Raw genomic sequence first — 13,421 nt, forward strand, 5'->3', positions numbered from 1 at the left:
TTATTGATTTTAATATTTATGGTTATTACGACGAATACTCAGCATCATAAAAGGTAAAATGAGTACCAAGCACATACGATCAAACAGTCGGCGGCGAATTTTTCCTGAATTTCTGATAAGGAATATAACTCCACGCGGACCAATTCGACGCCAAGGAACGACAAATGGGTGCTCTCTCATTCCAATAAGATCAGCAATCAGTAAAGCCTGTTCTAACCATGCTCCTGACAGCATATTCCGCAATCGTTTGATAAGTGCCTTGACTCCACTGTTCACACCCAACACATTGTTTTCGTGTTGCCTGTATAAAAGCCGGCTTTCTTGATCAATAAACCAGCTATAGCCATGGGAGCGGGCAAAGGCATAAATTAACCAGTCATGAAATGTTACACGCTGAATATCTGCCAGGCTGATCTCTCTAAAATGAGAGCAAAAATGCTCAACCAAATGAGGCTTCAGGATGAAACTACAACCAGGTCCCGGCGATTCGAACAGATAGTCGTACTCTCTCTGCGGAGCACTCTTGTCTATAAAACGTTGTTGCCCCGTGGTGCCCCAGAAGGCTATAAAACTGGACGAATATGCATCCGCTGCCACATTTTCAAGGCAGCTAATACCTCGTTCAAGCTTATCATCTTGCCAGATGTCATCCTGATCAGCCAAGGCTATGTACTCATAGCTATGCGTACTGACTTCTCTCATCAGTCGAACAAAATTGCCACAAGCACTGCCAGGTCCTGATCCCTGCAATACACGTACATTTGGCTCTTTCGATGCTAACTCGGTGCAGAAAGATTCTGTATTATCGGCAGACTCATCAACACTTATATACAAATCCAGCTGAACCCCTCTCTGCGCAAGGATGCTGTCAACTTGCTCTTCAATCCAGGGTAGCCCGTTACACACGGCCATAAGAACAGCAACACGGGGTTTGTCAGCACTCATTCGTGTATCGCGCCACGTACCAGTAGACGCTTGATTCGCCGTTGTAATCTCACCGGTATCAACCTCCCAACCCTGGAGCCCCAGCGGGTACTGAGCAATGAAAGCAGTTTGTCGAATATCCAGCGCCGTCGCCCACAGCTCCGGTCAACCAACAAAGCCCGTTCCATTTGTGCTCGAATCAAATCAACAGTGACCGACGCAGTTACCGTCCCGGACGCAAGCCCGTCGGTATATGCCTGATGATAAAACGACGTGTCTACGGATACGGCCCTTGATCTATCCACAGTTTCAGAGAGGAGCCTGGAATAGTCAGACGCTACAGAATTCCAAAACTCTACCCACGCGTTACTATCCGTATATTGTTTGAATAGATGGCTACCTGCACGGCCTGCCAGCCGCTCCGGGAATGCACCTATATCCGATGCCACAACAGGGAGTCCTGCCTCCAGTGCGAGACTTAATGTATAGCTGTACGTCTCGGCACACAGCGCAGGAAACCACACAACATGTGGAGAAATCTCTTTAATCAGCTGTATTGCATCTGACTCTGCATAAGCACCATGTGTGATCACACGCTCATTCAGAACACGGTAGGCATAGCCCAGCAAATGAAACTGAACATGCTGATCTTGTATTTCAGTCGCAACCGTTTCCAACACGTCAGCCCCCTTTTCAGGGCTGAGTGCTCCCAACACCAAAACCTTTAGAGGTCCTGTACCGCGCTCGGGAGGCTGCAGGTTGTTATCAAGGCGGTGGTTATCCATATGCGGCGCAATCACCCAGCTTTTCAGGTGACTGAACTCATCCAGGCTGGACAATCGTCGGTGCATATCACCACTTGGGCAAATAAGGTAGCGTGCCCGATCAAGCAGAAACAACTGATTTTCACGCCATTGCTTTGCCGTAACCCCTGTGGGTAAACTGCACAAAGTCTGTCACGCTCAGCGTGATCTCCTACAAAAATACCGTCTTTGCCGAGCAAGGCGGGATTTCCGTTGACGATCGTGTAGTCATGCAGCGTGTAGTCCATGGAGACCGACAAATCACGCGCCACCCCCCACACGCGCGTCGGCAGGCCCAGTGTATGATGAAAATGGGCGTGACCAACACCTGCTGCAGACAGTAATTGAAGTAATTGGGGATAGTCTGCCTCTATTTCAAAATCAATGTACAGGCCTTTTGCAAACGGCTTGAGGTGCAACCGTACCGTGCCGCCGGTGATGGGTTCAAGCAGTAGGTATACAAGCTCTTGTTGCTCTGCAATCAGTTCGCGCAGATGAGTGTAAACACCGCCTCCCATGCCATGAGCAATCAAGAGCACCTTTGGCTTCCGAATTGCTGCAAGTACCTTAACGTACGCCAATAACCGCCATTCCCTTGCTGGATCTTCCGCGATAAATCGCTGAACATCGGCATTATATGCAGGGTATCGCTTTAATAGCGTCAGTAGATTTGCGTCTTTCCGAGGATTCGATTCTTCTGCGAAACTGACAGCGCCTTTGTGATAGACAAACACATTCAGGGCATGCAGATTCGTCCACCCAGCGGCAATGGCTTTTTGGCACCAGTCGTTTTCTTCCCCATAGCCACGGCCGTAGGCTTCCTCATCGAAAAGGCCCAGTAATTCGATTGCGTCACGCCGCATATACATGCAGCATCCAACACCTGTCGGGAGCGCTACACTCGTCGTTGCCGGGACCGAATCCTTGAATGCCTGATCAATCTCCTCCAGAGAAAGCCCTGTTGGCAACTCATTGTCCTCGCAGAAAACCGGAAAACTGCACACGGTTGCGTTATTGGCCGTTGCAGTCACCGACGCGACTTGGGCGTGGCTATAAGCGGTTTGCTGCAGTCGCTCCAACCAGTCATTTGCCACTTCCACATCGCTGTTCAATAACAGCACATCGGCCTCTGGGTGGAGTTGCATACCCTTGTTGACTGTTCCGACAAACCCAAGGTTGCTGCTGTTCTCATGTAGTTCAAACCCGAGCGCCTGATGTTGATCACGCAACCATTGGGTAATCTCAGGTTCGGGCGAGCAATCATTGATAACCACAAGACGAGCCCAGCGATGATCTATGCTTTTGGCAGCCGTTACAATGGCAGCACAGGTCTCATTAAAACCGGCGTAGACCGGGATGATGACATCGACGGCCCGGTAGGAGGTTTTCAAATCGCTCATTAACTTTTTTTCCGCAAAAACAGTTTCTTATAGATACGAACAGGCAGGCGCGATTCCAGCTCTTCCAACCGTTGGCGTAATATATTCAGTTGTGCCACTTCGGCATCAAGCGATGTACAGCGCTGGACCAGTTCTTCAAGCGCTTGATCACGCTGCTCAACCACATTTTGCGCATGAGTATGCAATTGGCCCAACGCTTCATGCTGCTGCCACAGCTCGGCAATTTGAGTATCTCGGTTTGCCAAAATGGCAAGCGCCTGCTCATGCGCTTCGCCCAGTTGATCCAGCTGGGCGCGACTTGACTGCAACTCCCTCACCGTTCGATTGTAATCTTCGTATTGTTCGGCGAGTTGACGCAACAGCGATATTGTTTCTTCGCAGGGACTCCACCGGTCAGGCTGATACAGATCAGGGGCCGTGCTATCCATGATGGCATTGAACAGGGCCTCTGTACGTTCACCCATAATACCCGCCAGCTTTTGTGAGCCCACTTTGTGATGCCTTAAATCCGATTGAATCCACTCTTTTATCTGCGTTGGCTCTGGTGAGACGTCCAACCCACAGGCCTTTAAGAAATGCTCCGTGGTAGTATCGGGCGAGCGCATCAATTGGTCATAACTTCCCACGGCACGCATGGCAGCAGGCAGCGTTGTACAGAACAGTTGGGCACAGGCTGCGTGCTCAAGCCAAAGGGCGTTGGCATGATCAGGCTTGATGCCATCACGTCGCAGCAAGGATGCCTGAACTTCTGCCGGATGGCGCAACAAGTGAATGGCACAGCAATCAGCTCCTTCGAGCGCAAACACTTTTTGCCAAAACGGTGCCAACAGACAAAGCCTCGGGTCTTTGATTGCAACCAAAGACTGGCCGCTGAGCAGCTTCTTGGCAAAAGATCGTGCCTGATCATACAATGGACCGGCCAGCTCAGGCGCTTCACAAATTGCAGACATTGCATCCGCGGCTACAGGTGTGAACCACTTCAGCTCGGCATGAGCCAACAACGCTTCATTCAGTCGCACCAACTCACGGTGTTCCCAAAAGCCTTTATCGTTGACCCCTGCTTCTGCCTCAAGCAGATCATCACCAAAATACACGCCAGCCGATGCGATAGCACCGGACAGGGCTGATGTACCGCTACGATGCATACCAAGAATGAATAGCGCCCTGGGGGTTTGCACGGGTCAATACCTGAGGCCGAAAACGTTGGGAAGAGTATACACGAGGCGTGTAAAGGACAAAAATAAGAGGGGTCGCCCCCTCTTGAATATGAAGAAAACGCGAGTACTGGAACTACCGCCTATTCTAGCGGGTTTTGGCAGGTTGCAGGTTGTAAAATTCAATCAATTCCTGCATGTCCATCCCTGACGTGTAGTTGTCCATGATATCACGTTCACTTTCCTGAATCGAGGTCTGGATATAGTTGTTGCGAATCGACTGAATTAATTGATCCTTAACTTCATCAAATTCCAATTGGCGCGCAGGTAGCCGTTTATCCAACTGAATCAGGTGCAGGCCAAAACGTGTTTCGACTATCCCGCTCAATTCACCTGGTTCATTGAGTGCAAAAACCGCATCTTCAAACGGCTTGACCATTCGGCCACGAGCAAAGGTCCCTAAATCGCCTCCTTTGGCAACAGAGCCGTTGTCTTCGGAGTACTCAACAGCCAGCTTATCAAACTCAGTCTCGCCGCTCGCTATCCGTTCACGAATGGACTCAAGCAGCGCCATTTTCTCCTGCTTTTCAGCTTCATCCTTGAATGTAAGCAGAATATGGCGCGCCTGCACCTGCTCCGGCTTCGTGAATCGGTCTTTTTCCGCCCGATACTGTTCTCGTGCCAACGGTGTAAAGTCAGGTATTTCGAGATCTGCTCTCAACTTCTCACGCAGAAGCGCAACCAGCGCATTCTCATAGGCAATGCGAACTGCATTTGCAACCTTGGGGTCACTTGCAAGACCCTCTTTTTCCGCCGCAATTGCCACTGCCCGTCGCATATCCAGCTGGTCTATAAAGTTGCCCAACAAAAGAGGCTGGTCCATCAGGCGATTAACGTCATTTTCAGGCAGTGACGCCAGCTCCTGTTTCACATCCTCATTATTGAGTGGAGCCGACTTCCCAATCACCAGATCTGCGAATACAGGCAAAGACACGCCCAACAGCAAAGGCAAACAGGCCAGTTTAAGCTTTGTATTCATATTACTCCTTGATCAGTTTGCATCGATAATACGGCCACTAAAAAAGGGGCCGAAGCCCCTTTTTAGTCTCAAACTAACTTAGTTAGTTCAATTATTACAGCGACTCGCCACGAGTGTAACCGTGGTTGGAAGAGAAGCCATAGTTCAGGATGCCTTCAGAACCTACGCCGTTCTCCAGAGTAGTTGCACTGAAGCCAGTTACAGGGTAACCATCCAGAGTGATGGTACCATCAGTCAGCGTACGAGAGTCGTTGAAGTTCATGTTCATCCAACCACTGTTGAAGCCATCAGCCGCAACGTTCACACCTACAGCGCCGTGAGCACCGAACAGGTTGCTGTTGTTGAAGGTTACAATCTGAGTTTCCTTACACAGGCTCTGAGAGTCTGCTACGGAAGCCGGAGAGAAGCCCGGGTTATCAACTGAAGCTTCAGCTTCTTCACGGTTGAAGTAAGTGAAGTCAACACCTACTTCAGCACAAGCAGCAACACTGCCGTCAGTAGACTGCTGGAAGGTTTTGTTGAACGGAGCAACCGCTGCATCTTCACCTACCTGGTGGCTGTAAGCAGGATAGTAGCTAACAGGATCCACTACGTTTGCCAGCGGGTTACGCTCGTCTACGTAGTAATGCTTGGTCGGGAAGGTAACAACCCAGTCAGTCTTGGCTTCGTTAAACGGGTTAACAGAGTACTGGTTAACAATGCTCTTACGCATCAGCAGTGCGGATACTGCATCAACGTTCTGGCTGCTGCTGGTAGCGTCAAACTGTGCAGCACCAGTGGAGCCAGTTACATCGCTCAACCAGTAAGCCATTGCAGGCGTTACATCGTGCAGGCCAGGTGCCTGAGTTGACGGCAGAACTACCAGGTTGTCAGTAGAAGAAGCCGGGTTGTAGAAATCAGCCAGCACAGTCGGCTCAGAGGTAATCTGCTTACCGCTGTTTACGTTCTGGAAGGTTACAGAACCTTTCAGCGCGTTGATCGGAGCCACGAACTGAGCACGAGCAGTGGTGATATCGTTGATCATCAGATCACGAACCACATCACAGTCACGCGGAGTGCCGTTTACATGCTTAGCATAGTAGGCGATGGAGTCGTCAACCTGAGTCTGAGTACCGCCGATGATGCGACCCATTGAGATCACTTCGATGTGACCTTCGGTGGTACGCTCCAGACCGGTACGACCTGTATCGGCATTGCCATCTACAAAGTCAGCATTGGTGAAGTCAACACCCGGCACATTGAACTCAGCGCTAGGAGTCAGCTTACCAACAGTACAGCTGGTGTCAAAAGTCTGAACGCGCGCGCCGCCCTGAGCGGTTTTAACGATGGAAGCATTCCAAACATCGTACGGAGACAACACTACGTTAAAGTCACGAGCATCACGGCTGTTCTCGGATTCACGGAAACGAATCTTGAACGCAACAGTGTCAGCTGTGGTGTTAGTGATGTTGATGTTAGTGTTGTAGCCGTTATTCACGGTGTAGTAGGGGAACAACAGCACTTCACCAATACCGTCGTTGCTGATGCTCACTGCCTGTGCATTAGCGGCCACCAGCGCACCCATTGCCAGACCGACAGCGGCAGCAACAGGCTTGGACACGAATGCCGTTTTATTGATCGTTTTCTTCATTGCAAAATTCCTTTAATCATCTATGACGGAATCGATCTTGCTAAATATTGCTCAACACCTGACCTGCAATCAAGTGCCAGTACGCAATCCCATAATAACACCGGCTTTTTACACAAGACAAGAGCAGATTCGTTTTATATACCTTGTCTCATCCAGCTTGCCGGATCGAACTCCACACGGTTGGCGGTTCACAGACTCTTGCTGTACCACCACTTGCCATCAACCAGTTGCCAGCGTTCCTGAATCGGCTGAACACCATCAATCGGCTGGCCATCTGTTGTTAATGACCGGTAACCAATCATCACACGAACTTCGGCAATATCACCATGTATTTTTACGCTGTGCGTGCTGGCATTCACCCAACGTACATGGCGACCAAAGCGGTTCTGAAAGGCCTTTTTCGAATACACCGCGCGGTAACCCGGTGTTTCGTATTCATATGCCTGGTCAAAATCACCGGCTATCAGTGCGTGCCAACGCTGTTCTGCACGCTCAGCCAAACGATTTTCCGCAGTTGGCAGCTTCAAGCTTGCACAGCCACTGACGACAAGCGCCAGCATCAGCATTGACAACCACCGGAGCGGGGCCTTGACCACCATGGCCGCATGCTGACAAAACTGATTTTCAGTGTCAACGTGCTTTGGCGCTTTTTCACCCAAACGATGACTCAACACGTTTTTAACTCCTTCCACTTTAGGCATAAAACATGACTTTTTCATTACAGCCAACTGCCTGAAACAGGCACGTGCTGCCGTACAGGTTGGAGCCAGGAACATCATTTAAGTTCAATGACCTATACAGAACTTGGGCCGTAGTCTGACAGCCAGTCACTCAGATCTTTTTGCAGATATAGCTGCAGAGACTGAACAGGCTCACGGTACAGCGCCCACAATACTGGCTTTAAACTTTCACGCAGTGGATAGCCCGGCCCCGCGAACACTCGCTCCTGCACCTGCGACTCAGCCTTTACGGGCAGATCCAGCTGCAAAAAATCACAGACATCCTGCAAGACAAGGTACGGATGACGCTGTATATCCTGGTAGAAAATCGTTTTAACGGCCTCTTCGCCAAATATGCCGCGCCAGCGGCGTAACGTACTTTCGTACGCGCCGCGCGCGCGCGATCCCCGCGAGTTGAAATGATCGATGAACCACTGATCGCTCACTTCATCAATTTCAAGCTCTGCCCTCTTCAGGGCCATCAATGCCGATGACCATGCACGCTCGATCGGGTTACGCAGTATAAAAATAATCTTCAACTTCGGATACAGCTGTTGTATCTGTTTAACCGTCGCGTCACACAGCATTGCGTAAGCTGGTGTCATATCACCTTCTATGCGAGTTACATCGGTTGAAAACAGTGACTGGTACCATTCCAATGGCTCAGAAACATGACGCGCATTCCAGTAGTGCACTTCCTTACCACCGGGAAAACCGACCTGTTCAATACGATTCAGCTGCTCATACAACCAGGTGGTACCCGATTTTTGTGCCCCAATACACATGAAGGTCAACATGGATAGCCATACCTTTGCAGTGCAGGCCTGACTGACTCAAGCTCCAGCCTGTTTATAGCGTCATGTTGCTGCTGCTCCCGACCTGAAGCGCTCACGAGCGACTCATCGACCCTGCTCCAGTCCAAATCCAGCCGCAGCTGCTCACATACTTGCCGGACCTGGGACAGTGGCGAAGTACAAAACGCCTCGTACTGTAGCCAGGCATATTGTCCTGGGTGCTGGCGCCCAATATCGCTTGCCGCCATATTGGTTGCTGCCCAAAACTCCAGCACTGCCTGCTCACGCGAGCCGGCCAACTGAGGCCAAAAATGGCCATGCAGCTCAAACTGACGCTGGTTTGACGAAAACGCCATGGATGCCCCATTGCGTACAAGGTGCAGAAACTTGATATCCGGTCTTACTGCATACAGCAAATCAAGCAGCAGCATTGCGCGTGGATTTTTCACCACGCATATTGCGCTGTCGCAGCCGACCAGATGATCGCTCAAGGCTTGCGCATAGTCTTCACTGAACTCAGCCACCAACTCGGAAACTTGATCAGTCTTGCGACCAAGCCAACGGTCTACCCAAGTGTCAAGCAAACGGGCGACAGGCATGGAATCAAGTGATTCGTTCAGCTCACTGCCTGCATAACAGCCTAACTGCTGAAGAAATCTGACCACGGCGCGCGTACCCGACCCACCGGAGCCACCTATAAGAAGAAGCTCAGACATCGTGGACAATCCTGCCATGCAAGTTAACACCACCCAAAAAACATTTTTGCGAGTCGCTTACGGTAAAACCACAGATACCCACATGCTTGTCCAGCAAGTAATTAATTGTATCCGTCTTGGTGTTTTCCAGCCGAACGGTGAACGAGTATGAGCCTTCGGCAAGGTGCAGGGGTATTTCAAATTCGGCGCTCACACAACCATCCTGCGTTTGTCGCAAAAACTCTGTACGCGCCTTTAAGCCATAAATATTATAGCCCCGCGCGTCTCGCAATATCAGGATGATGGCTGGAGTGAGTTTTAGCTCATGCAGCTTGCATACGATCTTGACGCGGATGGTATCTCCGGTCGCAAAGCTTCTTTCAGCTTCGTGCCCCAGGACTTCAACCGAGAGGATTTCACCCTCTTTGGAGGCAAAACGGGCCTTGGCTTCTTCATCCGCTGTCCAGCTGAGCGTTTCCTGTGCATTTTCACGATCCTGTCGCATAAGATGCAAGTAACGCTCAGTCACGACCTCCGGCTCACCTCTGGAAATGATTTCGCCTTGATGCAGGCATATGGCTGAGGTGCAGTAATTCCGTATCAGTTGCATATCGTGCGATGCCAACAGAATACTGGTTCCAGATGCGATCAACTCCTCAAGCCGCTCCAGGCATTTTGCCTGAAAACCCACATCACCGACCGAAAGCGCTTCATCCACAATTAACACATCGGGTTTGAGTGCAGTTGATACCGAGAATGCCAGTCGAACGAACATACCCGACGAGTATGTTTTCACGGGTTTTTCTATGTAGTTGCCAAGCCCCGAGAATCGAATGATATCGTCTATACTGTCTTTAATCTGTGGCCGCGGTATGCCATAGGTGCTCGACATCAGGTAGATGTTTTCGATGCCCGTGAGCTCAGGATCAACACCAGCACCCAGCTCAAGCAACGCCGTCAGGCGCCCATCAATTTCGATCGTGCCTGAACTGGGTCTCAAGGTGCCGGCTATCATTTGTAAAAGCGTGGACTTACCTGCCCCATTCGGCCCTATAACTCCCAGTATTTGCCCTCTGCCCAGTTCAAGACTGATATTTTTAATCACCTCAACCTGACTGGCGGCATCAACCCCAAAAAGCAACTCCTTCAGGCGTTCATGCGGGCTTTCCCAGGCACGGTAATGCTTACAGACATTATCAACCTTGAGTACGGCATCAGAGCACATCGGCAAAACCTCCTTTCAGCCGCTGAAACCAGTAAAAACCCAGGTAAAACACTACGAGGCCATACAAGTTCATCAGCACAAACGCTTTCAGCAGGTTATAGCTTGTATCAAACAGAAAGGCCCGCAACGACTCAATCAAGATGGCGATGGGGTTCAGAAACTGTATCGACCGCACGATCTCGGCAGCCGAATCAAGTGGGTAAAACACGGGTGAAAGAAACATCAATGCCGAAACCACAACACCCACAACATGCACCAAGTCTCTTATGTACACCGACAGCGATGAAATAAACCAGGACGCGCCGATCAAAAAGAGTGCGAATGGAAGTACAAAGGGCAGATACAGCAGTATACGCAGACTGACTGAGCCTGTCTGGAACCACACAAACACCAGCAGTACCAACAGATTTGCCAGAAAGAACACGAGTGCTGTCAGTGTGTTGGACACATTGAGCATCTCCAGCGGGAATACGACTTTCTTGACCAAGTTTGTGTTCATCATCACCAACTGTGGTGACTGATTAATGACTTCAGCAAAGAGCGTGAACACAATCATGCCCGAGAACAGAAACAGGGGAAAACTGATCTCCGAATCAGCGGTCGATATCCATTTCAGAGGCATCACATATATAAAGACGAAACTGAAGACGCCAATCATCAGCAGCGGCAACATGAAAGGCCATAAAAGCCCGATCCAGGAGCCACGGTAGCGTGACACAATAGTGTGACTAACCGAGGCCCTGATCAGGCCCGTATTGGTCAAGATCAGGCGCCAAGGCCTAAGTAAAAAAGCGAGCATAGGTATCCCTGCAGCGGATTTATTCAGGCTGTGAACGACTCAAATGGTCTTGCGGCGGCTCGCTTAACAAGTCCATACCTCGAAGGCGCGATCTCATTTCACGGCTGATATCTCGTGTATCCTGCTCGTTGGCTAATACCCGCGGGGTGAGCACAATCAGCAGCTCAGTTCGTTTACCGGTGTTGGCTGTTTTCCCGAAAAAACCGCCCAAAAACGGAATCTTATGCAACCCCGGAACACCGGTCTCTGCCAGAGACTTGTTTTCACGAATAAGACCACCCAGTACAACCGACTCGCCGGAACGTACTGCCACTCGGCTTGTAATATTACGCTCGTTAAAAGTACGTTGGCCGGTTACAGTATCAGCAGACCCCACATCGGTTACTGACTGCTCAACATCCATCGTTACCAGCCCGCCTGCATTGACTGAGGGTGTCACTGACAATTTCACCCCTGTGTCCTTGTACTCAACACGCGTGGACAGCACATTGCCATCACTGTTGACCGACTCCCCCGAGCGGATCGGCTGTTGATCACCCACCTGGATACTGGCTGTATGATTATCCAACACCATAACTGATGGCGTTGAAATCACATTCAGCAAAGATTCCTGTGCCAGTGCGTTCAATACCGCCTTGATGTTACCCGCCGAGTTGGAAATGGCATACGAGAAACCGGGCGCTATTGCAGTTAGCGGATTTTCAGACACTGCTAGCTGCCCCAAACCGGAGTTGCCACTGCCCAAGTTATCCTTGAATACCCATTCCACTCCGTATTCAAGATCATCCGTCAGCGTAACCTCAAGAATACTGGCCTCGATCAGTACCTGAGCCGGAATCACGTCCAGCTTCTTAAGTGCTGACTCAACTTTCTTGTACTCTTTGCCATTGGCATAAATCAACAGCGCGTTGTTTTGCTCGTCGGCCACTACACTCATATTGCCCAGTTCAATACTGGTTGGCGCTTGGCTTTTTCCGGCTGAACTGGATGAACCGCCTCCCTGAGTGGTCGTGGTATTCGACCCTGATACGCGTTCCTGTGTCAGCCCGGGTGCTACTCCACCGTTACCGCCCTGCGTCGACGACGTAGAGCTGAATCCATCGCCACCGTAAACACGGCTAAGCAGATCCGCCAAGTGCCCTGCTGATGCGTTCTGTATCGGGTAGACATACAGTTTACGTTCGGTTGCTGCATCAGGCGCTCTATCGAGGCGCGTAATCCAGGTACGTACTGTTTCGAGGTATTTAACCCGAGGAGTGACAACCAGCAGGCTGTTCAGACGCTCAATGGGAATCACCTTTACCACAGCACCAAGCCCGGTTGCTGCACTCGTTAATGCTCCCCCCTTGTCATCTGAACCTGACGCATTGCCTGAGGGCACTGATGACGACCCACCCAACAACTCTGAAAGCGCAATCTCAATATCGGTTACATTGCTGTTTTCAAGCGGGAAAATCCCGACTGACATCCCCGCCAGCATATCAATGTCGAAGGTGGAGACCATATCCATCCAGCCATCCACCTGGTTGCGCGTGCCGGCCATCATTAAGAGGTTTCGGGCGTTATCAACACGGACAAAGGCTTCTTCAGGCGCCAGAGGTCGCAGTATATCCGCCATGGCATTGGCTGAAATGTATTGCAGAGGAATTACATTGATACTGTAGCCAGCCCCTTTACTGTTAGGGTTTCCCACACTCGGCAGCATCTGGGTAACACGACCCGATGCGCTGACAAACAGGCGGTCATCTGCATCACGCACCATTACCGCATTGTTGGCTTGCAGCAGCGACTCAAGGATTTGCAGCAACTGATCCTGTGGCACCGGTGTTCGGGTACGGAAGGTTACTTCACCCTCAATGGGGTGCTCAATAACGTAGTCCAATTCAAGGATGTCACCCAAAATGGCATGAACAACATCTGATAACGGTGCACGTTCAAAATTGATTGATACCGCTTCACCATACAGTTTGATAGGTTCACGCTCAGCCGGGGCTTTATGAAGCCTGTCAGTTCCCTTGAAAACAACAGGCTCTCTCAGCTGATCTGACTGATCTTCACTCTTGTTTTCTGTGGCCGATTCCTGATTGCGCAGATTCTGGACCAGTGCGAAGGCATCCTGGTTTTCTCGCACCTGGTCAGATGCCTGATCGAGCGCCGTACGCGTGGGGCTTTTTGTTGTCGCACAACCTGCTGCCATAATGGAAAGCAGCAATACAAAACCTGCCCGGCGCATCATGTT

12 protein-coding genes are annotated in these 13,421 nt (G+C 50.6%); all 12 read right to left on the reverse strand.

What is annotated here, in order from left to right; translation table 11 throughout:
- Nucleotides 1-9: 9 nt before the first annotated feature.
- Entirely contained in the window at nt 10-945 is a 936-nt protein-coding gene (locus ACAM29_RS11955; RefSeq protein WP_369624274.1) for a glycosyltransferase, read from the reverse strand.
- Nucleotides 942-1,763 carry a glycosyltransferase gene (locus tag ACAM29_RS11960; protein WP_369624275.1) on the reverse strand — a complete coding sequence of 274 codons (822 nt, stop codon included), beginning with the start codon at nt 1,761-1,763 and terminating at the stop codon, nt 942-944. The genes ACAM29_RS11955 and ACAM29_RS11960 overlap by 4 nt, the downstream gene beginning before the upstream one ends.
- Complete coding sequence (locus ACAM29_RS11965; protein ID WP_369624276.1) at nt 1,733-3,127, reverse strand: glycosyltransferase; 1,395 nt, start codon at nt 3,125-3,127, stop codon at nt 1,733-1,735. Before ACAM29_RS11965 ends, ACAM29_RS11960 begins: the two co-directional genes overlap by 31 nt.
- On the reverse strand, nt 3,127-4,305 hold the full coding sequence (locus ACAM29_RS11970; RefSeq protein ID WP_369624277.1) for a sulfotransferase: 1,179 nt from the start codon (nt 4,303-4,305) through the stop codon (nt 3,127-3,129). Before ACAM29_RS11970 ends, ACAM29_RS11965 begins: the two co-directional genes overlap by 1 nt.
- Before the next feature lie 124 nt (nt 4,306-4,429).
- The gene (locus ACAM29_RS11975) at nt 4,430-5,320 is read right to left on the reverse strand and encodes a peptidylprolyl isomerase (RefSeq protein WP_091822254.1); all 891 of its coding nucleotides are present in this window, start codon (nt 5,318-5,320) and stop codon (nt 4,430-4,432) included.
- A 94-nt stretch (nt 5,321-5,414) separates the two neighbouring features.
- Entirely contained in the window at nt 5,415-6,950 is a 1,536-nt protein-coding gene (locus tag ACAM29_RS11980; RefSeq protein WP_369624278.1) for a hypothetical protein, read from the reverse strand.
- A 188-nt stretch (nt 6,951-7,138) separates the two neighbouring features.
- Nucleotides 7,139-7,624, reverse strand: a complete 486-nt coding sequence (locus tag ACAM29_RS11985; protein ID WP_369624279.1) for a hypothetical protein — start codon at nt 7,622-7,624, stop codon at nt 7,139-7,141.
- A 119-nt stretch (nt 7,625-7,743) separates the two neighbouring features.
- Nucleotides 7,744-8,466, reverse strand: coding sequence for a sulfotransferase domain-containing protein (locus ACAM29_RS11990; protein WP_369624280.1), 723 nt, complete (start codon nt 8,464-8,466; stop codon nt 7,744-7,746).
- A complete protein-coding gene (locus ACAM29_RS11995; RefSeq protein WP_369624281.1) occupies nt 8,460-9,179 on the reverse strand; it encodes a sulfotransferase in 720 nt (239 codons plus the stop codon). Before ACAM29_RS11995 ends, ACAM29_RS11990 begins: the two co-directional genes overlap by 7 nt.
- A complete protein-coding gene (locus tag ACAM29_RS12000) occupies nt 9,172-10,263 on the reverse strand; it encodes an ABC transporter ATP-binding protein (RefSeq protein ID WP_369624282.1) in 1,092 nt (363 codons plus the stop codon). Before ACAM29_RS12000 ends, ACAM29_RS11995 begins: the two co-directional genes overlap by 8 nt.
- 109 nt (nt 10,264-10,372) lie before the next feature.
- Complete coding sequence (locus ACAM29_RS12005) at nt 10,373-11,182, reverse strand: ABC transporter permease (RefSeq protein WP_091822270.1); 810 nt, start codon at nt 11,180-11,182, stop codon at nt 10,373-10,375.
- A 19-nt stretch (nt 11,183-11,201) separates the two neighbouring features.
- Entirely contained in the window at nt 11,202-13,418 is a 2,217-nt protein-coding gene (gspD, locus tag ACAM29_RS12010) for a type II secretion system secretin GspD (protein ID WP_369624283.1), read from the reverse strand.
- Nucleotides 13,419-13,421 lie beyond the last annotated feature (3 nt).

Source organism: Marinobacterium sp. BA1 (assembly GCF_041155135.1).
In the GTDB taxonomy this organism is placed as follows: domain Bacteria; phylum Pseudomonadota; class Gammaproteobacteria; order Pseudomonadales; family Balneatricaceae; genus Marinobacterium; species Marinobacterium iners.